Origin of the sequence: Gordonia sp. KTR9, from assembly GCF_000143885.2 — a bacterium.
Classification (GTDB): Bacteria; Actinomycetota; Actinomycetes; order Mycobacteriales; family Mycobacteriaceae; genus Gordonia.
The window spans coordinates 2548638-2570353 of sequence record NC_018581.1 but is presented as its reverse complement, the minus strand read 5'-3'; the positions used below and the strand labels follow the sequence as shown (position 1 = coordinate 2570353).

The 21716-nt window shown below is 69.6% G+C and carries 19 protein-coding genes; 1 reads left to right on the top strand and 18 read right to left on the bottom strand.

Annotation, left to right across the window (positions count from 1 at the left end; genetic code table 11):
* Positions 1–441: 441 nt before the first annotated feature.
* The 10 genes from pyrF to KTR9_RS12450 form a co-directional block, all read right to left on the bottom strand.
* The gene (pyrF, locus tag KTR9_RS12495; protein ID WP_014926644.1) at positions 442–1302 is read right to left on the bottom strand and encodes an orotidine-5'-phosphate decarboxylase; all 861 of its coding nucleotides are present in this window, start codon (positions 1300–1302) and stop codon (positions 442–444) included.
* Positions 1299–4634: a carbamoyl-phosphate synthase large subunit gene (gene carB, locus KTR9_RS12490; protein ID WP_014926643.1), complete on the bottom strand. Its 3336-nt coding sequence runs from the start codon at positions 4632–4634 to the stop codon at positions 1299–1301. The genes pyrF and carB overlap by 4 nt, the downstream gene beginning before the upstream one ends.
* Complete coding sequence (gene carA, locus KTR9_RS12485) at positions 4634–5803, bottom strand: glutamine-hydrolyzing carbamoyl-phosphate synthase small subunit (protein WP_010840974.1); 1170 nt, start codon at positions 5801–5803, stop codon at positions 4634–4636. The genes carB and carA overlap by 1 nt, the downstream gene beginning before the upstream one ends.
* On the bottom strand, positions 5800–6420 hold the full coding sequence (locus tag KTR9_RS12480) for a PH-like domain-containing protein (RefSeq protein ID WP_014926642.1): 621 nt from the start codon (positions 6418–6420) through the stop codon (positions 5800–5802). Before KTR9_RS12480 ends, carA begins: the two co-directional genes overlap by 4 nt.
* Entirely contained in the window at positions 6417–7742 is a 1326-nt protein-coding gene (locus KTR9_RS12475; protein WP_014926641.1) for a dihydroorotase, read from the bottom strand. Before KTR9_RS12475 ends, KTR9_RS12480 begins: the two co-directional genes overlap by 4 nt.
* A 31-nt stretch (positions 7743–7773) precedes the next feature.
* Complete coding sequence (locus tag KTR9_RS12470) at positions 7774–8724, bottom strand: aspartate carbamoyltransferase catalytic subunit (RefSeq protein ID WP_044506598.1); 951 nt, start codon at positions 8722–8724, stop codon at positions 7774–7776.
* On the bottom strand, positions 8724–9308 hold the full coding sequence (pyrR, locus tag KTR9_RS12465; protein ID WP_010840970.1) for a bifunctional pyr operon transcriptional regulator/uracil phosphoribosyltransferase PyrR: 585 nt from the start codon (positions 9306–9308) through the stop codon (positions 8724–8726). Before pyrR ends, KTR9_RS12470 begins: the two co-directional genes overlap by 1 nt.
* A gap of 118 nt (positions 9309–9426) precedes the next feature.
* A complete protein-coding gene (gene nusB, locus KTR9_RS12460; protein ID WP_010840969.1) occupies positions 9427–9912 on the bottom strand; it encodes a transcription antitermination factor NusB in 486 nt (161 codons plus the stop codon).
* Positions 9913–9915: 3 nt separating this feature from the next.
* A complete protein-coding gene (efp, locus tag KTR9_RS12455; RefSeq protein WP_010840968.1) occupies positions 9916–10479 on the bottom strand; it encodes an elongation factor P in 564 nt (187 codons plus the stop codon).
* A gap of 21 nt (positions 10480–10500) precedes the next feature.
* Positions 10501–11610 carry a M24 family metallopeptidase gene (locus KTR9_RS12450; protein ID WP_044506596.1) on the bottom strand — a complete coding sequence of 370 codons (1110 nt, stop codon included), beginning with the start codon at positions 11608–11610 and terminating at the stop codon, positions 10501–10503.
* A 96-nt stretch (positions 11611–11706) separates the two neighbouring features.
* Here KTR9_RS12450 and KTR9_RS12445 point away from each other — a divergent pair, with 96 nt between their 5' ends.
* Positions 11707–12237 carry a B-4DMT family transporter gene (locus KTR9_RS12445; RefSeq protein WP_010840966.1) on the top strand — a complete coding sequence of 177 codons (531 nt, stop codon included), beginning with the start codon at positions 11707–11709 and terminating at the stop codon, positions 12235–12237.
* 40 nt (positions 12238–12277) lie between these two features.
* Here KTR9_RS12445 and aroB read toward each other — a convergent pair whose 3' ends face one another.
* The 8 genes from aroB to alaS all read right to left on the bottom strand — a co-directional run bounded on the left by aroB (position 12278) and on the right by alaS (position 21685).
* The gene (gene aroB / locus KTR9_RS12440) at positions 12278–13453 is read right to left on the bottom strand and encodes a 3-dehydroquinate synthase (protein ID WP_014926637.1); all 1176 of its coding nucleotides are present in this window, start codon (positions 13451–13453) and stop codon (positions 12278–12280) included.
* Between the two features lie 11 nt (positions 13454–13464).
* Complete coding sequence (locus KTR9_RS12435; RefSeq protein WP_014926636.1) at positions 13465–14034, bottom strand: shikimate kinase; 570 nt, start codon at positions 14032–14034, stop codon at positions 13465–13467.
* Positions 14031–15239, bottom strand: a complete 1209-nt coding sequence (gene aroC / locus KTR9_RS12430; protein WP_014926635.1) for a chorismate synthase — start codon at positions 15237–15239, stop codon at positions 14031–14033. Before aroC ends, KTR9_RS12435 begins: the two co-directional genes overlap by 4 nt.
* A gap of 51 nt (positions 15240–15290) precedes the next feature.
* Complete coding sequence (locus KTR9_RS12425; protein WP_044506593.1) at positions 15291–15695, bottom strand: prepilin peptidase; 405 nt, start codon at positions 15693–15695, stop codon at positions 15291–15293.
* 87 nt (positions 15696–15782) lie between these two features.
* Positions 15783–16670 (bottom strand): shikimate dehydrogenase, encoded by an 888-nt coding sequence (locus tag KTR9_RS12420; protein ID WP_014926633.1) that lies wholly within the window; start codon positions 16668–16670, stop codon positions 15783–15785.
* Entirely contained in the window at positions 16667–18562 is a 1896-nt protein-coding gene (gene mltG, locus KTR9_RS12415; RefSeq protein ID WP_014926632.1) for an endolytic transglycosylase MltG, read from the bottom strand. The genes KTR9_RS12420 and mltG overlap by 4 nt, the downstream gene beginning before the upstream one ends.
* A complete protein-coding gene (ruvX, locus tag KTR9_RS12410; protein WP_014926631.1) occupies positions 18549–19010 on the bottom strand; it encodes a Holliday junction resolvase RuvX in 462 nt (153 codons plus the stop codon). Before ruvX ends, mltG begins: the two co-directional genes overlap by 14 nt.
* On the bottom strand, positions 19010–21685 hold the full coding sequence (gene alaS / locus KTR9_RS12405; RefSeq protein ID WP_014926630.1) for an alanine--tRNA ligase: 2676 nt from the start codon (positions 21683–21685) through the stop codon (positions 19010–19012). Before alaS ends, ruvX begins: the two co-directional genes overlap by 1 nt.
* Between the last annotated feature and the right edge of the window lie 31 nt (positions 21686–21716).

Here is a 21716-nt window from a genome sequence, read left to right as displayed (position 1 = left end):
GCATCGTTCGCCCTGGGGCGTCCGAGGCGCTGTTGCCGTGCGACCGCGGCTGGGTCGCCATCGCCGGCCTGTCAGCCGGGTCTGCACCCGGCCGACGCCATCAAATGTTGGCGGCGAATGCGACCGTACCGACGTGAGCAGGCATTTGCGAGTGCGACCCCCCGTTTTCGCGGCGTTTTCTCATGTTGTAGGGCAGTCGGTGCGTTCACGGGAGCACAGCACTGATTCACTGTTCCCGTCGTCGTCCTGACTACGCGTTTTCCGGTGTTCTCGCAGGTCAGCAGGTCGGCTGGAGAGGGCTGGGTCGATAACGCGACGAAAGACCTGCATTGTGCCCATGCACCAGGTGATACGCGTGTGACGCCAGAGGTGTGACGGAATCTGTGCGAAATCCGCGACGCTCCGCGCGTGTCGCAGGACGATCGATCCTCGACCGGACCGTCAGCCCAGTGCGGCCTCGACCTCGTCGCGGGTTCGGACGAACGCCTCCCGCAGCGCGGTCGGGTCCGGCCCGGCGCGGAGCACACCGCGGGAGCTGGCGGGCAGCAGCCATGCGGGGTCGGCCCCGTCGAACACGATCGGCAGGTCCGCGGGAGTGGCCCCCTGCGCGCCCAGGCCGGGGGCCAGGATCGGGCCCCGGAGGTCCGCGAGACCCAGACCGTGCTCACGCGTGGCCCCGACGACCAGACCGACCGTGGCCGTGCCGTCGGCGTTCTCGGCCGCGGCGGCGTCGACGATCGACTGCGCGACCGTCCGTTCGCCCGCCCGGGCCCGCTGGATGTCGGCGCCCTCGGGGTTCGACGTCCGCGCCAGCACGAAGACCCCCCGCTCCCCGTGGCGTGCGAGATCGAGGGCCGGGCGCAGGGCTTCGTACCCCAGATAGGGAGAGGCGGTCACCGAGTCGGCACACAGCGGCGACGACTCGGACAGCCAGGCCTGCGCGTACGCGGCCATCGTCGATCCGATGTCCCCGCGTTTGGCGTCGGCGATGACGAGCGCCCCGGCCTCTCGGCAGGCGGCGACGACGCGTTCGAGGACGGCGAAACCAGCCGCCCCGAACGGCTCGAAGAACGCCACCTGGGGCTTGACGACGGCCGCCACCGGGGCCAGCGCCTCGACGCAGAGATCGGCGAACGCCGACAGCCCGTCGACGTCCACCGACAGACCCCACTCGTCGAGCAGCGCCGCGTGTGGATCGATCCCCGCGCACAGACGCCCGCGTTCGGCGACCGCGCGGGCGTAGCGGCCCCCGAAACCGGGGCCGCCCGAATCGAAGTCGTCGATACCGGACGTGTCCGTCACGACCGCCCGGCCAGGTCGGCGTGGCGATTCTGCAGCGAACGCACGCCGATGTCACCGGTCATCGCGGCCTCGATGCCCTGCACGGCGGCCGAGGCACCCTGCACAGTGGTGATACACGGGATGTTCACCGACACCGCGGCGCTGCGGATCTCGTAGCCGTCGACGCGCGGGCCCGAGTTGCCGTACGGGGTGTTGATGACCATGGTCACCTCGCCGGCGCGGATGATGTCGACGATGGTGCGTTGCCCCTCGGCGGCCTCGAAGTGCTTGCGCACCGTCTCGCATTTGATCCCGTTGCGGCGCAGCACGTCCGCGGTGCCCTCGGTGGCCAGGATCTCGAATCCAAGGTCGGCGAGGTGTTTGACCGGGAAGATCAGCGCCCGCTTGTCCTTGTTGGCCACCGACACGAAGATCTTGCCGCTGGTGGGCAGCGATCCGTAGGCGGCGGTCTGCGACTTGGCGAACGCGCGCCCGAAGTCCGCGTCGATGCCCATGACCTCACCGGTCGACTTCATCTCCGGGCTCAGCAGGTTGTCGACCCCGCTGCCGTCGTGACGCCGGAACCGGTTGAACGGGAGGACCGCCTCCTTCACCGAGATCGGTGCCGTCGCCGGGGCCTCTCCGCCGTCGCCGGTGGCGGGCAGGATGCCCTGCTCCCGCAGGTCGGCGATGGACGCACCGAGCATGACGCGCGCGCACGCCTTCGCCAGCGGCACGGCGGTCGCCTTGGAGACGAACGGGACCGTCCGGCTTGCGCGGGGGTTGGCCTCGAGCACGTACAGGACGTCGTCCTTGAGCGCGTACTGGACGTTGAGGAGTCCCTTCACGCCGATCCCCTTGGCCAGGGCCTCGGTCGAGGTCCGCACCATCTCGAGGTCCGCTCGTCCGAGGGTCACCGGCGGCAGCGCACACGCGGAGTCACCGGAGTGGATACCGGCCTCCTCGATGTGCTCCATCACGCCGCCGATGTAGACCTCGTCACCGTCGCACAGGGCGTCGACGTCGATCTCGATCGCGTCCTCGAGGAACCGGTCGACCAGCACCGGGTGGTCCGGGGTCAGCTCGGTCGCGCGAGAGATGTAGTCCTCCAGCGACTTCTCGTCGTAGACGATCTCCATGCCGCGACCACCGAGGACATACGACGGCCGGACGAGCACCGGGTAGCCGATCCGGGCGGCGGTGTCCCGGGCCTCGTCGAAGCTCGTCGCGGTTCCGAATGCCGGAGCCGGCAGACCGGCCGCGGTCAGCACCCTGCCGAACTCACCACGGTCCTCGGCGAGGTCGATGGCGGCCGGGCTGGTGCCGACGATCGGCACGCCGGCCTCCTCGAGACGGTGCGCGAGGCCGAGGGGGGTCTGGCCGCCGAGTTGCACGATCACACCTTCGACGGTGCCCGACTGCGATTCGGCGTGGTAGACCTCGAGCACGTCCTCGAAGGTCAGCGGCTCGAAGTAGAGGCGATCGGCGGTGTCGTAGTCCGTGGACACCGTTTCCGGGTTGCAGTTGACCATGACGGTCTCGTATCCGGCGTCCGACAGCGTGAGCGCGGCGTGCACACAGGAGTAGTCGAACTCGATGCCCTGCCCGATGCGGTTGGGGCCCGACCCGAGGATCAGCACCTTGGGCCGGTCGGTCTGCGGGGCGATCTCGCTGGTCGCCCCGGGATCGAGCTCGTAGCTCGAGTAGTGGTACGGCGTCTTCGCCTCGAACTCGGCGGCGCAGGTGTCCACGGTCTTGTAGACGGGGCGCACGCCCAGCTCGATCCGCCGTGCGCGAACGGCCGCCTCGTCGGCGAAATCCGGTCGCAGAGCGGCGATCTGACGGTCGGAGAAGCCGGTGGACTTGGCTTCGCGCAGCAACGCCTCGTCCAGTGTGTCGGCGTCGCGGATCTCCGCACCGAGCGCGGCGATCCCGCCGATCTCGGCGAGGAACCACGGATCGATCGCGGTGGCCTCGTAGAGGTCCTCGATCGTCGCGCCGGCCTCGAAGGCGAGCATCAGCTTGTACAGCCGCCCGTCCCGGGGCGTCTTGATGTCCTCGAGCAGCGCGGGCAGGTCGACGGTCGCCGGGTCGGGACGGTTGGGCTCGGCCCAGAAGCCACCGGCCTTGGTCTCCAGTGACCGCATGACCTTGCCCAGGGCCTCGGCGAAGCTTCGGCCGAGGCTCATGGCCTCGCCGACCGACTTCATCGTCGTGGTGAGGGTGTCGTCGGCGCCCGGGAACTTCTCGAACGCGAACCGGGGCGCCTTGACCACGACGTAGTCGAGGGTGGGCTCGAAGCAGGCCGGGGTCTCCTTGGTGATGTCGTTGACGATCTCGTCGAGGCTGTAGCCGATCGCGAGTTTCGCGGCGATCTTGGCGATCGGGAAGCCGGTGGCCTTCGACGCCAGTGCCGACGACCGCGACACCCGCGGGTTCATCTCGATGACGACGAGGCGACCGTCGCGCGGGTCCTGCGCGAACTGGATGTTGCAGCCGCCGGTGTCGACGCCGACCTCGCGGAGGATGTCGATCGAGAGGTCCCGCATGATCTGGTACTCGCGGTCGGTGAGCGTCATCGCCGGGGCGACCGTCACCGAGTCGCCGGTGTGGACGCCGACCGGGTCCAGGTTCTCGATCGAGCAGACGACGACCACGTTGTCGCGGTTGTCGCGCATGAGCTCGAGTTCGTATTCCTTCCACCCGAGGATCGATTCCTCGATGAGGACGTTCGCGGTGGGCGAGGCGGCGAGGCCGCCTCCGGCGATCCGGTCGAGGTCCTTGTCGTCGTAGGCCATACCCGAGCCGAGTCCGCCCATGGTGAACGACGGGCGCACGACGACCGGGAAACCGAGTTCGGCGACGGTGTCGCGGACCTCGTCCATCGTGTGGCACACGCGCGACCGCGCGCTCTCGCCGCCGACCTTCTCGACGATGTCCTTGAACATCTGCCGGTCCTCGCCGCGCTGGATGGCGTCGAAGTCGGCACCGATCAGCTCGATGCCGTACTTCTCCAGCGAGCCGCGATCATGCAGGGCGACCGCGGTGTTCAGCGCCGTCTGACCGCCGAGGGTCGCGAGGACGGCGTCGATCGGATGTCCCGCGTCGCGCTCGGCCTCGATCACCTTCTCCACGTACTCGGCCGTGATCGGCTCGATGTAGGTGGCGTCGGCGAACTCCGGATCGGTCATGATCGTGGCCGGGTTGGAGTTCACCAGGCTGACCCGCAGGCCCTCGGCCTTGAGCACTCGACACGCCTGGGTGCCGGAGTAGTCGAATTCGCAGGCCTGGCCGATGACGATCGGTCCGGAGCCGATGACCAGGACGTGGTTGATGTCTTCGCGGCGCGGCATCAGGCACTCGCTCCTTGCTCACGGTCGCCCTCGAGCAGGGTGACGAACTTGTCGAACAGATACGCGGCGTCGTGGGGTCCGGCGGCCGCCTCCGGGTGGTACTGCACGGAGTAGGCGCGGCCGGAGAGCAACTCGACGCCCTCCACCGTGCCGTCGTTGGCGCAGACGTGGCTGACGCGCGCGCGGCCGAAGTCGGAGTCGAACTCCTCCCCCGCCTCGCCCTCGAGCGCGAAACCGTGGTTCTGCGAGGTGATCGACACCTTGCCGGTGGCGTGGTCGACGACCGGGATGTTGATGCCCCGGTGCCCGAACTTCATCTTGTACGTCGAGCGGCCGAGTGCGCGGCCCAGGATCTGGTTGCCGAAGCAGATGCCGAACAGCGGGATGTCCCGGCCGAGAACCCCGCGGGTGAGTTCGACGATGTCGTCGGCGGTGGCCGGGTCGCCGGGACCGTTGGAGAGGAACACCCCGTCCGGCTTGAGGTCGGCGATGGCGTCGAGCGCGACGGTCGCCGGCAGCACGTGGGTGCGGACGCCGCGTTCGGCGAACATCCGCGGTGTGTTGGTCTTGATCCCCAGATCGATCGCGGCCACCGTGAAACGGTGCTGGTCGAGGGGTTCGACGACGTAACCGCTGTCGGTGGTCACCTCGTCGGCCAGCCGGGCGCCCTTCATGTCCGGCTGGTTGCGCACGCGGGAGACGAGTTCGTCGGTGTCGGCGAGCGCCGGGCCGGAGAAGATCCCGGCCTTCATCGACCCGTGGTCGCGGAGGATGCGCACCACGGTGCGGGTGTCGATGCCGCCGATCCCGACGATGCCCTGGCGGTCCAGTTCCTCCTCGAGGGAGGTCGTCGCGCGCCAGTTGGAGACGCGTCGGGTGGGGTTGCGCACGGCGTATCCCGCCACCCAGATCTTGCCCGAGTCACCGTCGACGCCGGTGCTCCCGGCGCTGCCCGTGCTCTCGCCGTCCTCGGTGTTCCAGCCGGTGTTGCCGATCTGCGGCGCGGTGGCCACCACGATCTGCCGGTGGTAGCTCGGATCGGTCAGGGTTTCCTGATAGCCGGTCATCGCGGTGCAGAACACCGCCTCGCCAAGGGTCTCGCCGACTGCGCCGTAGCTCCGGCCGGTGAACACCTGGCCGTTCTCCAGCACCAAGACCGCTGTGTTCATTCCTGTGCCCCTTGTCCACTGTCATGCGTCCCGGCGAAGGCGTTCACCCAGCCGGGGTAGATCGTTTTGTCGTCGGCGCGCAGCCCGGAGTCGATCTCGGTGCCGCTGGGCAGGACCCAGCGGATGGCGAGGACCCCGTCGGCGGTCATCACCTTGCCGGCGATACCGCGCTCCGTCCGGACCGCGGTGATCGACTCGCGCGGGATCCAGATGTCGCTCGCGCCCTGACGTGCGATGAGGATGCCCGTCTCGAATTCGGTCAGCACCGACGACGCGCGGTCACCGAGGTCACCGACGGTCACCCGGTTCTGCCAGCTCGGCGCCATGGTGCTGCCGAGGTAGAGGCCGGTGTCTGGACCTCTGAGCACGGCGCCCGGGTCTGCGGGTGTCACCGGGAGTGCACCGATCGCGTCCGCCTGCGCCGCGGTCTTCTTCTGATTCCCGGTGGCCAGCAGGTAGAACACCGAGACCACGCCGATGGCGAGCAAGGCGACGACGCCGATGAACCACGCGTTGAACACGATTTTGCCGTATCCGAGCACCGAGGCGATCACCGAGGCGATCACCAGCACCGCGAGGATCGCCGGCACCACCCCACGCCTGGAGATCGCGGTCATCGGGTCACCTCACCGTCGTGGGCGGTCACGACGCCGCGCAGCACGGTCGCGGTGATCGTGGCGGGCATGGTCATGGCCTCGAACGGGGTGTTGGCCGACAGGCTCGCCAGGTCGGGACCGTGCACCACCCAGGACGTTTCGGGATCGACGACGGTCAGGTTCGCCGGCTCGCCAACCTCGATCGGACGGCCCTGATCGGTGAGTTCGACGATCTGCGCGGGCCGCTCGCTCATGACGCGCGCGACGCCGCGCCAGTCGAGGAGGCCGGGCTTCACGAGGGTCTCGACGATGATGGGCAGCGCGGTCTGCAGGCCGAGCATCCCGGGCTTGGCCTGGGCGAACTCGCAGCACTTCTCCTGCGCGGCATGCGGGGCGTGGTCGGTGGCCACACAGTCGACGATCCCCTCGGCCAGCGCCTGCCGCAATGCCGTCTTGTCGCGGACCTCGCGCAGCGGTGGATTGACCTTGTTCACCGGGTCGTAGGTGTGGAGAACCGAGTCGTCGAGCAACAGGTGGTGTGGCGTCACCTCGGCGGTGATCGCGATCCCCTGGTCCTTGGCCCAGCGCAGCAGTTCGACGGTGCCCTCGGTGGAGGCGTGGCAGATGTGGATCCGGGCGCCGGCGTCGCGCGCGAGGAGGGCGTCGCGGATGACGATGGACTCCTCGGCGGCGCGGGGCCAGCCCGCCAGGCCCAGGCGTGAGGCCGTCGGCCCCTCGTTGGCGACGGCACCGACGGTCAGCCGCGGCTCCTCGGCGTGCTGGGCGATGAGGACGCCGAGACCGGTCGAGTACTCCAGCGCGCGACGCATCAGGAGCGGGTCGTCGACGCACTTGCCGTCGTCGCTGAACATCCGGACGCCGGCGGCACCGGCGGCCATCATGCCCATCTCGGCGAGTTGCTTGCCGGCGAGACCGACGGTGACCGCGCCGACCGGGTACACGTCGACGAGTCCGACCTCGCGCCCGGACCGCCACACGTTGTCGGTGACGGTCGAGTTGTCGGCAACCGGACTGGTGTTGGCCATCGCGAAGACCGCGGTGTAACCGCCCAGCGCCGCGGCCGCCGAGCCCGAGCGGATCGTCTCGGTGTCCTCACGACCCGGTTCACGCAGGTGGGTGTGGAGGTCGACGAACCCGGGCAGCAGCACGCCACCCCTGCCGTCGATCGTCTCGGTGCCCTCGGGAGCGGTGACCGCCGAGCCCATCTCGCTGATGACGCCGTCGACGACGAGGACATCGATCGGGTCTCCCTCGCCATACGGGCGGACGGCACTGATGACGACGGACCCGGTCTGCGGTACGGATCCGGTGGAGGCGCTCACTGTCCAACTCCTGCAATGGTGTCGAGGGGGGTCATAGGTGGGCTCCTGCGGAATCCGAACCGACGAGCAGGCGGAAGAGAACCGCCATCCGGACGTGCACACCGTTGCGGACCTGTTCGAGAACGGTGGCCTTGGGCGAATCGGCCACCGAGTAGCCGATCTCCATGCCGCGCAGCATCGGCCCGGGATGCAGGACCACCGCGTCGTCGTGCAGCAGTCCCAGGCGGCGGTCGTTCAGCCCGAATCGGACCGAGTACTCGCGGGCACTCGGGAAGAACCCGCCGTTCATGCGTTCGGCCTGGACCCGGAGCATCATCACCGCGTCGACGGCGGGGAGTTCGGCGTCGAGGCTTCCCGAGACGCTCACCGGCCACTCGTCGACGCCGACCGGCAACAGCGTCGGGGGCGCCACCAGGACGACCTCGGCGCCGAGCGTCGACAGCAGATGGGCGTTCGACCGCGCGACACGGGAATGGATGATGTCGCCCACGATCGCGATGCGCCTGCCCTCGAGCGACCCGAGGCGCTGGCGGAGCGTCAGCGCGTCGAGCAGCGCCTGGGTGGGATGCTCGTGTGTCCCGTCACCGGCGTTGATCACCGCGGGGCCGTCGCCGTCCGGCGTCGTCGTCCAGTCGGCGATCTGGGCCGGCGCACCCGAGGCCGGGTGCCGGACGATCAGCGCGTCGGCGCCGGCCGCGTGCAGGGTCTTGGCCGTGTCGCGCAGCGATTCCCCTTTGCCCGCAGAGGAACTCGAGGCACTGACGTTGATGACGTCGGCGCTCATCCACTTGCCCGCGACCTCGAAGGAGACCCTGGTGCGGGTGGAGTTCTCGTAGAACACGGTCATCACCGTGCGCCCGCGCAGCGTCGGCAGCTTACGAACCTCGCGCCCGGTGAGGGCCTGTTCGAAACGTTCGGCGTCGTCGAGGAGGGCGGTGGCGTCGTCGCGGCTGAGGTCTTGGGCCGACAGCAGGTGCCGCATCACGAATCACTTTCTGCTGCAGCCGAACTCGACGCCGACCCGAGGACGACCTCGTCGATGCCGTCGTGCTCGACGAGGTGCACCGAGACCTGCTCGTCGCGGGCGGTCGGGATGTTCTTGCCGACATAGTCTGCGCGCAACGGGAGTTCGCGATGGCCGCGGTCGACGAGGACCGCGAGTTGAACGGCCGCGGGACGACCGAGATCACGCAGCGCGTCGAGCGCCGCGCGCACCGTCCGCCCGGAGTAGAGGACGTCGTCGACGAGGATCACGATCGCGTTGTCGACGCCGCCGGCCGGCACCATCGTCCGCTCGAGCGGACGGTGCGGCTTACCGCGCAGATCGTCGCGGTACAGCGTGATGTCGAGGTAACCCACCGGTACGTCGACGCCCGCGAACTCACCGATCTTGCCACCCAGCCGGGTGGCGAGAGATGTTCCGCGAGTGGGGATTCCGATGAGAACGACGCGGGGTGCGTCGGGCGAGTCCAGAGCAGTCTTCTCGATGACCTGGTGTGCGACACGGGCAATCGTGCGCGACACGTCAGCGGCATCGAGCAGCACCCTGGGAGCGGGGCTGGCCACAGCCGACCTCCTTCTCCGCCTCTCGGGACGGATCGTTAAAGGATGTCTGTCTCGCGACACTCTACACCGGGCGGCGACGCGGACGAATTCCCGCGACCTACGCCACACCCGGTGCGGATCAGTTCGGCTCCGGCCGTCCGGGTGCGGCACCACCGGGCTCGGCGGACGCGGCCGCGCGGACCTGCGGAGCGAGTTCGGCGATCTTGGCCAGCACCCCGTTGACGAAGGCCGGCGAGTCGTCGGTGGACAGTTCCTTGGCGAGCTCCACCGCCTCGTCGACGACCACGATCGTGTCGACGTCGAGAGAGTTGAACAGCTCCCAGGTCGCCAGGCGCATGATCGCGCGGTCGACCGCCGGGAGTCGTTCGAGGGTCCAGTCCCGCAGGTACGAGGAGATGACCGCGTCGACCTGCGCCTGATCGTCGGCGAGGCCTTGGATCACGGTCGCGGTGTAGTCGTGGATCGAGCCGACGCTCTCGTCGGATCGGACGTACTCGCGGCGTTCGGCGACGAGCTGCGCGGGACTGACTCCCTTGGCCTCCGCTTCGAAGAGCAGGTCCACCGCGCGGCGCCGCGCCTTGTGTCGGGTTCCGGGTTGTTTCACAGGTCAGGAGTTGACGCGGCCGAGATAGCTGCCGTCGCGCGAGTCGACCTTGAGCTTGTCACCGGTGTTGATGAACAGCGGCACCTGGATCTCGGCGCCGGTCTCGAGGGTGGCCGGCTTGGTGCCGCCGGTCGAGCGGTCGCCCTGGAGTCCGGGATCGGTCTGGGCGACGATCAGCTCGACGGTGACCGGGAGCTCGACGAACAGCGGGTTGCCCTCGTTCAGCGACACCTGCACGGTCATGTTCTCCAGCAGGAAGCGCGCACCGTCGCCGACGGTGGCCGGCGGCAGTGAGAACTGCTCGTAGTCCTGCGAGTCCATGAACACGTAGTCGGTGCCGTCGTTGTAGAGGAAGGTCATGTCACGACGGTCGACGGTGGCGGTCTCGACCTTGACGCCGGCGTTGAAGGTCTTGTCGACGGTCTTGCCGCTCAGCACGTTCTTGATCTTGGTACGCACGAACGCAGGCCCCTTGCCCGGCTTGACGTGCTGGAACTCCATGATCTGCCAGAGCTGGTCGTCCATGCGCAGCACGAGGCCGTTCTTGAAGTCGGCGGTGGATGCCATGTGGTATTCGTTCCCTTGCAGTCAGATGACGGTGAATGTCTTGTCGGTGGCGGTCAGCAGGTCGGGGTCGCCGTCGGTGACCACCAGAGTGTCCTCGATCCGGACCCCGCCCCATCCGGGCAGGTAGACACCGGGCTCCACGGTGACCGCAGCACCGCATGGCAGTGTACCCGCCGCGAGTTTGCCGATTCCCGGCGCTTCGTGGATCTGCAACCCCACCCCGTGGCCGAGACCGTGCACGTAGTGCTCGCCGTGTCCGGCGTCGTCGATCACGTCCCGGGCCGCCGCGTCGACCGCCCGGAGGTCGGCGCCGGGCGTCAGCGCCGCCCGGCCCGCGGTCTGCGCGGTCGCGACGAGCTCGTAGAGGTCTCGCTGCCACGACGCGGCGCGCCTGAGGACGAAGGTCCGCGTCATGTCCGAGTGATACCCGCCGACGACCGACCCGAAGTCGATCTTGACGAGATCGCCGTCGGCGAGGGCGGTGTGGGTGGGCCGGTGGTGAGGGATCGCCGAGTGCGCGCCGGCCGCCACGATCGTCTCGAAGGCGATGCCGTCGGCCCCGAGCCGATACATCTCCCACTCGAGGGCACGTGCGACCTGACGTTCGGTCGTCCCGGCCCGCAGCACGCCGTCGGCGACGATCTGCGCCAGGGCGGCGTCGCCGATCGCGCACGCCGCCCGCAGCAGTTCGATCTCCCCCGGGTCCTTGACCGCGCGCAGGTTCTGCACGACCCCGGACATGCCGACCAGCTCGACCCCGGAGTCCCCGACGGCGGTGGACAGCGCCTGATGCCCGGCCACCGTCTCGGTGTCGGACTCGAAGCCGACGCGACCCGCCCCGGCGGTCCGTGCGTGGTCGACGAGCGCACGGACCACCGCGCGTTCGATGATCGGTTCGACGTCGGGCACCTGTTCGGCGACCTGGGTGAGGTAGCGGCCGTCGGTGGCGATCCGATCGCCCGCGGGATCGTCGACGTCGATCAGCACAGCGGCATTCGAGCCGGTGAAACCGGTCAGATAGCGGACGTTGACGAGGTCGGAGACGACGAGGAACGAGACCGGGTCGGCTGCGGATCGCAGCTCGGTACGCAACCGGTCGCGGCGGCCACCGGTGTCATGGATGATCGGCACCCCCGCCACGCTACGGCGGGCGTCCGAACCGCGCGAACCCGACCACTTCGACCAGGTGTGTCCGCTGTCACGCGACCCGTGCGTAAGATGACGCGCATGTCTTCGTGGTTGGTGCGCGGTCTGACGATGACCGCAGTTCACGTCCTCGCCCGCGTGTTGCTCGGGTTCGCAGTGGTCCAGGCGCCGCTGAACTCGACCGTCTGGCGCACCATCGCGATCGCCGCCGTCGTCCTCATCGCCCTGGTGTGGGGTGGCTACGACGGTATCCGCGACGCCCGCGCGAACCCGGATCCCGACGACTACGAGGACCTCACCGTGCGCTGGCTGCAGGCCGGCGTCCTGGCGGGTGTCCTCGCCGGGCTGATCTCCTGGATCCTCGGCACGGTCGTCCTCGCCGGCATCGGGCAGGCCAGCCTGTTCGTCGAACTCATCGCCGGTGCGTCGTTCACCGCACTGCTCGTCTTCGTCCCGGCCTTCGTCGGCGCGGCGATCGGCCGGTTCCTCGTCCGGCGCGACCAGAACAAGAACGCCGCCGACGACGACTGGTCGGTCCACGAGGACGATTCACCCCGCCACGAGGACGGCACCCCCACCGACGCGGACGCGCCGACCCAGCGCATTCGCTGAGGCGGCACCGGTCGTGACCGCCGGCTGACGGCACCGGGTCCTAGAGCAGTACCGAGGTGCTCTTCGACGCCGGTCCGCCGGCCACCGCGGAGTAGGCGGCCGCGATCAGCCCGGGGTCCGGCCCTTCGAGTCGGCCGGGCTTGGCCAGCCCGTCCAGGACCACGAAGCGCAACACACCCGAGCGGTTCTTCTTGTCCCCCGCCATGCCCTGCAGGAGATCGGCGAACGCATCCGGGTCATAGGTCGTGGGGAGCCCCACGAGATCAAGGATCGCCTTGTGCCGATCCGCCGTGGCGTCGTCGAGGCGCCCCGCCAGGCGGGAGAGCTCGGCGGCGAACACGAGGCCCACCGACACCGCCGCGCCATGACGCCAGCGGTAGCGCTCACGGCGCTCGATCGCATGTCCCAGGGTGTGGCCGTAGTTGAGGATCTCGCGCAGCGACGACTCCTTGAGGTCGGCCGAGACCACGTCCGCCTTGACCTGGACCGAGCGGCGGATGAGCTCTGGGAGCACCCCCGACGTCGGGTCGAGGGCGGCCTCGGGATCGGCCTCGATGATGTCGAGGATCGTGGGATCGGCGATGAAGCCGGTCTTGATGACCTCCGCGAGCCCGGCGACGATCTCGTTGCGCGGGACGGTCTCCAGGGTGCCGATGTCGATCAGCACGGCGTCGGGTTCGTGGAACGACCCGACGAGGTTCTTGCCCGCCTCGGTGTTGATGCCGGTCTTGCCGCCTACGGCGGCGTCGACCATCGCCAGCAGTGTGGTCGGGATGTGGATGACCCCGATGCCACGCATCCAGGTGGCCGCGACGAACCCGGCGAGATCGGTGGCGGCTCCGCCGCCGAGGCTGATCACCTTGTCGTTGCGCTTGAGGCCGATCCGGCCGAACACCTCCCAGCAGAAGGACGCGACGGAGAGGTCCTTGCCGTCCTCGGCGTCCGGGATCTCGATCCGATGGGCGTCGAACCCCTTCTCCGCCAGGAACTCTCGAACCTGCTCGGCTGTTTTGGCCAGCGGCGGCTGGTACAGGATCGCGATGCGGTCGGCACCCTGTGCAGCTGCGGCCACCTCGCCGAGGAGTCCCCGGCCGATGATCACGTCGTAGGGCGCGCCGGCGTTGACGCGGATGGCCACCGGTTCGGTCCCTGCGGGTTCGTTCCCGGCCTGATCGTTCCCGGGCTGATCGTTCCCGGGCTGTTCATTCACTGACATTCTCGGCTTCCTCACATCAGTTCGCGGGCGAGTCGGACGACGACGGCATCGGCCACGGTGTCGGGGTCGGCGTCGGCATCGACGTCGAAGGTGCACATCGCCTCGTAGGTGGCCGTCCGTTCGGCGAGAAGTTCGGCGTACCGGGCGGCAGGGTCCGCCGACGCCAGGAGCGGGCGATCGGTCCCGGAGACGCGCTCGTATCCGCGCTCGGGCGAGACCCGAAGGTATACAACGCGATGATCGGTCAGGGCCTCCCGGACACCGGCGGTGGTGACCGCTCCGCCGCCGAGCGACACCACGCCACCATGGTTGTCCAGGACGTCGGTGACGACGTTCTCCTCGATCGTCCGGAACGCCTCGACGCCATCGGACACGAAGATCTCCGGGATGCTGCGCCCGGTCCGTCGGACGAGCTCGACATCGGTGTCGATGAAGTCGACGCCGAGCCGATCGGCGAGCACGCGCCCGACCGTGGACTTCCCGGCCCCCATGAAGCCGATCAGCACGGCCGCCGGACGACGACCCGTCGTCGTACGCGTCGGGGTCGGGGGCGGGGTCGGCGGTACCGGGGGCTGGGTCATGCCCGGGGCGGGCGCGCGTCGACGGCAGCCCGATAGGCGGCGAGATTCGCGGCGGTCTCGGTGACCGAGTCCCCGCCGAACTTCTCCAGCGCGGCCTGGGCCACGACGAGTGCGACCATCGCCTCGGCGACCACACCCGCCGCGGGCACGGCGCAGACGTCGGAACGCTGATGGATCGCGCTGGCCGTCTCCCCCGTCGACATGTCGATCGTCGACAGTGCGCGCGGCACCGTCGAGATCGGCTTCATGGCGATGCGTACGCGGAGATCCTCGCCGTTGGTCATGCCGCCCTCGAGCCCGCCGGCACGGTTGGTCGAGCGCAGCACACCGTCGGCGCCGGGCACCATCTCGTCATGGGCCTCGCTGCCACGGCGGCGGGCGGTGGTGAAGCCGTCGCCGACCTCGACGCCCTTGATGGCCTGGATGCCCATCAGCGCGGCCGCCAGCCTGGCGTCCAGGCGGGTCTCACCGCTCACGTGCGAACCGAGGCCGACCGGCACTCCGGTCGCGACGATCTCGACCACGCCGCCGAGGGTGTCGCCGTCCTTCTTCGCCGCCTCGATCTCGGCGATCATCGACTTCTCGGCGTCGGAGTCGAAGGCGCGGACCGGACTGGCGTCGATGGCCTCGAGGTCGGAGATGCGCGGTGGCGGACCGACATACGGATCGCTCGCGCCGATCGAGATGACGTGGGAGACGATGTCGATGCCGAGCACCTGACGGAGGAAGTTACGGGCGACGGTGCCGGCCGCGACGCGTGCCGCGGTCTCCCGAGCGCTGGCGCGTTCGAGCACCGGGCGGGCGTCGTCGAAGCCGTACTTGAGCATGCCCGAGTAGTCGGCGTGGCCGGGCCGGGGACGGGTCAGCGGTGCGTTGCGGGCGCTGCCCTCGAGTTCGGCGGCGTCCACGGGGTCGGCTGCCATCACCGTCTCCCACTTGGGCCACTCGGTGTTGCCGATCTCGATGGCGACCGGGCCGCCCATGGTCTGGCCGTGGCGGACCCCGCCGAGCACAGTCACCTTGTCGGCCTCGAACTTCATCCGAGCACCGCGGCCGTAGCCGAGTCGGCGGCGAGCCAGTTGCTCGCCGATGTCGGACGAGGTGACCTCGACACCGGCCACCATGCCCTCGACGATGGCGACCAGGGCGGGACCGTGGGATTCTCCGGCAGTTATCCAGCGCAACACAGTGGACGATTGTTCCATGCTCCCGCGCCCCGTCCGACGGCGGCGCCGCCGAACCACGGGTAGCTCCTGTCACAGCAGACCGGCGACGACGATCGTCGCGGCGACGAGCGCCGGCCCGTGCGGATGCGCACCCGTACCGGAGGGGTCCCGCCGACCCATCCGGTCGGTGACCACCGTGCCCGCCGCGATGAGCGAGGCGAGCGCCACCACGAGAAGCGCGGCATCCCAGCGCAGGGCCAGCGCGCCGCAGGCCGCGGCGAGCTTGACGTCTCCGCCGCCGCACCATCGCATGCCGTACGCGAACGCGTACGGGGTCGCCGCCGTCAGTGCGGCCACCGCCGACCCCGGATGCACCATGCACGCGCCCATCGCGCCGCAGATGCCCGGCCAGACGAGCACGTTCGGGATCCGGTGGGTGTCGGCATCGGTCACGGCGATGACCGACAGCCACAGCAGGATCACGCACTCGCCCATGGGCCGAGCATGTCGCGACATCAGCGCCTTGCGGCCGGTCGGTTCACAAGCCCCACATCCTGTGGACGGTCTCGGAACGACCAGGCGTCAGTCTGCGCTCAGGGCCTCGATCATCGCCTCGCGGGGCGCGGGGAGCCCGGTGAACAGCTCGACCTGCCGGAAGGCCTGGTTGACGAGCATGACCAGACCGCCGACGACGGTTCCGCCGGCCGCGTCGACCGCGGTCGCGAGAGGCGTCGGCCAGGGGTCGTAGATCACGTCCACGACCTTGCGCGCCCGCGCCACCGCCGATGTCAGGCAGGCGGCCGCCTGGGCGGGCACGGTCGACACGACGACCGCGGAGTCGCGGCACCGGCGGTCGAGGGCCTCGCCGGGTTCGAAGGGCAGGATGTCGCCGCTCATCCCCAACCGTTCACAGAGGTCGAGGACGGGTACGGCGCGCCCGGCGTCTCGAGCGACGACCACGACGTCGGTGACGCCGACGTCGTCGAGCGCCATGATCGTCGGCAGTGCGGTTCCGCCTGCCCCGACGACCACGGCGAGAGGTGTTGTCCCGGAGGCGATGTCGGTACCGATCGCGAGATCGCCGAGGGCACCCGACATACCGTCGATGTCTGTGCAGTCGGCGCGCCATCCGGACGGGACCCGGACGAGGGTGTTGGCCGACCCGACCAACTCCGCGCGCTCGGTGCGTTCGGTGGCGAAGTCGAGAGCCGCGCGCTTGTTCGGCATGGTCACCGAGAACCCGATGAAGTCGGCGTCGGCACGGGAGACGATCCCCGGCAGTCGCTCGGCGGTGCACTCGATCCGGTCGTACCGCCAATCGGCGAGCCCCAGCGCCCGGTAGGCGGCGAGATGGACTCGCGGTGACCGCGAATGGGTGATCGGCGAACCCAGGACCGCGGCCCGGCGGTGATCGCCGTGCGGGGAACGGACGTCGGCGGGCACGGTGTTCACGGCGGGTCCGCTGGTCACTGACTACATCCCGTGGCCACCAGCTTGTTGCGGCAGGCGACCTCGCGATTGCGCTTGTGGTCTTCGAAGGTGTTGGCGAACAACGTGGTCCCGGCGGTGTCGACGGTGACGAAGTACAGCCAGCCCCCCGGGGCGGGGTCGAGCATCGCCTCGAGAGCCGGTACGCCCACCGCCGCGATCGGTGTCGGCGGCAACCCCTTGTAGCGGTAGGTGTTCCATTCGTTGTCGTTCTTGTACGCCTCGCCGTGCACATCGATGTTCGTGATGTCGGCGGTGTAGTTCTGCGTCGAGTCCATCTGCAGCAGCTGGTCGCGGTCGAGGCGGTTGCGGATGACCCGCGCGACCTTCGGCGCGTCCTCGACGTGGCGGACCTCACGCTCCACGATCGACGCCGCGATCAGCGTCTCGTACGGCTCGAGCCCGGAGTTGTTGCGGTCCAGCAGTCCCCACTGCTCGAACATCGACCCGCTCTGGGAGATCATCTCCCGCAGGATCTGCGTGGCGGTGTGATCGGGTTCCACGCGCTCCCAGGTGGTCGGTGCGATCAGCCCCTCGATCCGACGGTGATCGCCTGTCATCCCGGCGACGTTCTGGCGGGCCCATTCGGGTACGCCGAGTTCCTCCGGCGTGGCCTCGGCCGCGGCCTTCTCGAGGTCGGCGACGGTCACACCCTCCTGCTGACCGTTGACCGAGAACGACGTGGCGTTCTCGATCAGCTGGAAGATCCCCGGGGTGACCTTGCCGTCGATACCGGTCTTCGAATCCAGTTGCAGCCCCGGCGGGATCACCACTCGCCCGACACGGTGCTCGGCTCCGTCGTCGGTGAGCATCTCCACGGCGGTGGTCGCCGGGATCTGGGTGCGCATCTTGTACAGCCCGCCGGAGATCGGCTGTCCGCCGGCGGCATCGACGAACGCCCGCACGCTGCCGACCACGTCGGCGTCGACGAGGATGCGGCCGAAGTCGGCGAGTGTGGAGTTGTCCGGGATGTCGACGACGACGTCGCCCGCACCGGCGGCGTTGGTGTAGTCCTTGCGGGACTCGAGCAGGCCGGTCGCGCGCACGCCGTAGTAGCCGACGCCGGTGATCAGCGCGAGCATGAAGACGATCGCGATCGCCAGCACCGCACGACGCTTCCCCCGGCTGCGATTGCGGCGCGGAGCCCGGCGCGTCTGCTGCGCTGCCTCGGCGTCGTCGACCCCGGCCCACCAGTCGTCGTGCTCCTCGGCCTCCCGGACGGGTGCAGGGGTGACCGGGCCCGGGTCGCGCACCGTACGCGCGGTGTCGGCAGGCCGGTCCTGGCGCGGGTCGCCGTAGCTCTCTTCGGCGTAGCTCTCTTCGGGGTAGTGCTCGTCGCCGTGGTGTTCGTCGCGGTAGTTCTCGTTGCCGTGGCCAGGGTCGGCGTAGTCGTCCTGCTCTTTCCCCGCGGATTCGTATCCGGCGGGGGCAGAACGGAATCCCTCGTTGCGGGCGCCACGGACGGGCGGTTCGGGAGTGGCCGGGCGAGCCATCGTGAAGTCGGTGTCGACGTCGTCCTCGACCCGCGGCCGCTGAGGCGGGGCCGGTCGAGGCGGGGCGGGGGGCGGCGTGGGTGCCTGTCCCGGCGGGATGCGGACCGGTGTCGCGCGCGGTCCGGGCGTCCCGGTGACCGGTCGCGCCTGTTCGGCCGGCGGGACGGGCGGCGGGGCCGGCCGACGACCGGCGGAGTCCCCGGATTCCGGGCCGGTCCGACGCCGACGGTGCCGCGTGTGCGGGGACCCGGCGGCCGGCTGGGTGAAGTACCGCAGACGCTCCGGGTCCATGCCCTCGGTGCGGCGGCCCTGCCCGTCGCGGTGGCGTGTGCGACGCCGATCGTCGGTCACCGGAGGCTCCCCTGACTCACCGTCGTGCATCCAACCACCCCTGAAGAATAGCGACCGCCGCGGCCTGGTCGATCACCGCGCGTGAGGACTTCACCGTCCGGCCGCTGGCGTGCAGCGCCTGCTGTGCGGTCACCGTCGTGAAACGTTCGTCGTGCCAGTGCACCGCCACCGGGTCGATCCGGGTCGCGAGACGGTCCCCGAAGGCACGCGCGGTCTCCGCCGCCGCGCCCGCGGTGTTCTTGAGGGTCTTCGGCAGCCCCACGACCACGCCGACGGCCTCGTACTCGGCGACCAGGGCGGCGATCCGGTCTAGATCGTCTGCTCCCGTGGGAGTCCGACGCACGGTCTCGACCGGCGTGGCGAGGATGCCGTCGGGGTCACACACGGCGACGCCGATCCGCACGCTCCCGACGTCGATGCCGAGGAGTCGTCCTCGGGTCCGCGGCGCAGCGTCGGGCCGGGCTTGCGGGTCGGGCATCAGGCGACGAACTCACGGATGCGGATCAGCGCGGCGTCGATCCCGGACGGATCGGTGCCGGCGCCCTGGGCCAGGTCCGGCTTGCCACCGCCACGGCCGCCGAGCAGCGGCGCGACCTCCTTGACGAGGTCGCCGGCCTTGATCCCGGCATCACGGGCGGCCGCGGTGGTGGCGATCACGAAGGGCACCTTGGCCTCCGGCCCGTCACCGCTCGGCGAGAAGAGCGCTATCACCGCCTGGCGGTCGGCGACCCGGCCACGAAGGTCGGTCACCACCGAACGCAGCCCGTTGGCGTCCAGGCCCGGCACCCGGCCCTCGACCACGAGGGTGGCACCGACGGTCGTCGCGGTGTCGAGGAGACCGGACACCGCGGCCCGCGCGGCTTCGGCACGCACCCGCTCGAGTTCCTTCTCGGCGTCGCGCAGTTTGGTGACGAGCTGCTCGACGCGCCCGGGCACCTCCTCCGACGGCACCTTCAGCGACGAGGCCAGACCGGCGAGCAGCGCCCGCTCCTTCGACAGGAATCGGAACGAGTCCATGCCGACATACGCCTCGACGCGCCGGACCCCGGAACCGACCGAGGACTCCCCGATCAGTGTGATCGGGCCGATCTGCGACGACGACGCGACGTGCGTGCCGCCGCACAGCTCCATCGAGAAGGGCCCGCCGATCTCGACGACGCGGACGACGTCACCGTAGTTCTCGCCGAACAGCGCCATCGCGCCCATCGCCTTGGCCTCGGACAGCCCGGTCTCGAATGTGTTGACCTGGTAGTTCGCCTCGACCGCGGCGTTGCTGATCTCCTCGATCTCGCGGCGCTGGGCCTCGGTCACCGGACCGGTGGCATTGAAGTCGAAACGCAGGTAACCGGGACGGTTCAGCGAACCGGCCTGTGTCGCACCGGGGCCGAGGACCTCGCGGAGCGCGGCGTGGACCATGTGGGTCCCCGAGTGCCCCTGGGTGGCACCGTGCCGCCACGCCGTGTCGACCGCAGCCAGGACCTCGTCGCCCTCCTCGATCTCGCCCTCGTCGATGCGCACCTTGTGCAGCCACACCGATTTGCCGACCTTCTGCACGTCGGTGACCGACATGCGCACACCCGAGCCGGTGGTGATGGTGCCGACGTCGGCCATCTGACCGCCGGATTCGGCGTAGAGCGGCGTCCGGTCGAGGACGACCGTCAGTTCCTGTCCGGCGGACGCGGCGGGCAGCCGGGCACCGTCGGCGACGAGGCCGAGCACCCGCGCCTCCGACACGAGCTCGTCGAAACCGGTGAACTCGGTGGGCCCGCGGTCGAGGAAGTCGCGGTACACACTGAGGTCCGCGTGTCCGGTCTTGCGGGCGGTGGCGTCGGCCTTGGCACGCTGCTTCTGCTCGGCCATGAGGGAGGTGAAGCCCTCCTGGTCGACCGCGAGACCGGCCTCGGCCGCCATCTCCAGGGTCAGGTCGATCGGGAAGCCGTAGGTGTCGTGCAGCGTGAAGGCGTCGGAGCCACTGATGGTCGTGCGCGACGCGCTCTTGGTGGCGGTCGCCGCGTCGGCGAACAGCTTCGAACCCGCGGCGAGGGTCTTGGAGAACGAGGTCTCCTCGCCCACCGCCACGTCGACGATGTGCCGGCGCTGCGTCTCCAGCTCGGGGTACGACGGCGACATCAGGTCGATGACCTTGCCGATGATCGCGCCCATGGTGGGCTCATTGTCGGCGGTACCGAGTAGCCGCATCGACCGGACCACCCGACGCAGCAGACGACGCAGGACGTACCCGCGGCCGTCGTTTCCGGGCAGCACACCGTCGCCGATCAGCATGGCCGAGGTCCGCGCGTGGTCGGCGACCACGCGGAACCGGACGTCGTCGGCGTGCGAACCGGCACCGTATGCGCGCCCGGACAGCTGCGCGGCGAGGTCGATGATCGGCTTGCACAGGTCGGTCTCGTAGACGTTGTCCACGCCCTGCAGCAGACACGCCACGCGCTCGACGCCCATGCCGGTGTCGATGTTCTGCTTGGGCAGCGGCCCCAGGATCTCGTAGTTGTCCTTGCCGCCGCCGGGACCGCGGACGTTCTGCATGAAGACGAGATTCCAGATCTCGATGTAGCGGTCCTCGTCGGCCTCCGGGCCGCCCTCGACGCCGTAGTCGGGTCCGCGGTCGTAGAAGATCTCCGAGCACGGCCCGCAGGGGCCGGGCACGCCCATCGACCAGTAGTTGTCCTTCATCCCGCGCCGCTGGATGCGCTCGGCCGGCACACCGATCTCGTCGCGCCAGATTGCCTCGGCCTCGTCGTCGTCGAGGTAGACCGTCGGCCACAGCTTCTGCGGGTCGATCCCGTAGCCGCCGTCCTCGACGCTGTTGGTCAGCAGCGTCCAGGCGAACGTGATGGCCTCGCGCTTGAAATAGTCGCCGAAGGAGAAATTGCCCGCCATCTGGAAGAAGGTGTTGTGGCGGGTGGTGATGCCGACCTCGTCGATGTCGAGGGTCCGGACGCACTTCTGCACGCTGGTCGCCCGCGAGTAGGGCGGGGTCTGCTCACCCAGGAAGAACGGCTTGAACGGGACCATGCCGGCGTTGACGAACAGGAGGTTGGGATCGTCGAGCAGCAACGAAGCGCTCGGCACCTCGGTGTGCCCGGCCTTGATGAAGTGGTCCAGAAAGCGCTTCCGGATGTCATGCGTCTGCACTGTGGGTCTCGTCCTCGCCGTTGGTGGTAGC

Bases quoted from the DNA above. Each gene is read 5' to 3' on its own strand.
- carB (WP_014926643.1), bottom strand. From the start codon at position 4,634: ATGCCGCGCCGCGAAGACATCAACCACGTCCTGGTCATCGGCTCCGGA.
- carA (WP_010840974.1), bottom strand. From the start codon at position 5,803: ATGAACACAGCGGTCTTGGTGCTGGAGAACGGCCAGGTGTTCACCGGC.
- KTR9_RS12480 (WP_014926642.1), bottom strand. From the start codon at position 6,420: ATGACCGCGATCTCCAGGCGTGGGGTGGTGCCGGCGATCCTCGCGGTG.
- KTR9_RS12470 (WP_044506598.1), bottom strand. From the start codon at position 8,724: ATGCGGCACCTGCTGTCGGCCCAAGACCTCAGCCGCGACGACGCCACC.
- efp (WP_010840968.1), bottom strand. From the start codon at position 10,479: ATGGCATCCACCGCCGACTTCAAGAACGGCCTCGTGCTGCGCATGGAC.
- KTR9_RS12445 (WP_010840966.1), top strand. From the start codon at position 11,707: ATGTCTTCGTGGTTGGTGCGCGGTCTGACGATGACCGCAGTTCACGTC.
- aroB (WP_014926637.1), bottom strand. From the start codon at position 13,453: ATGTCAGTGAATGAACAGCCCGGGAACGATCAGCCCGGGAACGATCAG.
- KTR9_RS12435 (WP_014926636.1), bottom strand. From the start codon at position 14,034: ATGACCCAGCCCCCGGTACCGCCGACCCCGCCCCCGACCCCGACGCGT.
- aroC (WP_014926635.1), bottom strand. From the start codon at position 15,239: ATGGAACAATCGTCCACTGTGTTGCGCTGGATAACTGCCGGAGAATCC.
- KTR9_RS12425 (WP_044506593.1), bottom strand. From the start codon at position 15,695: ATGGGCGAGTGCGTGATCCTGCTGTGGCTGTCGGTCATCGCCGTGACC.
- mltG (WP_014926632.1), bottom strand. From the start codon at position 18,562: ATGCACGACGGTGAGTCAGGGGAGCCTCCGGTGACCGACGATCGGCGT.
- ruvX (WP_014926631.1), bottom strand. From the start codon at position 19,010: ATGCCCGACCCGCAAGCCCGGCCCGACGCTGCGCCGCGGACCCGAGGA.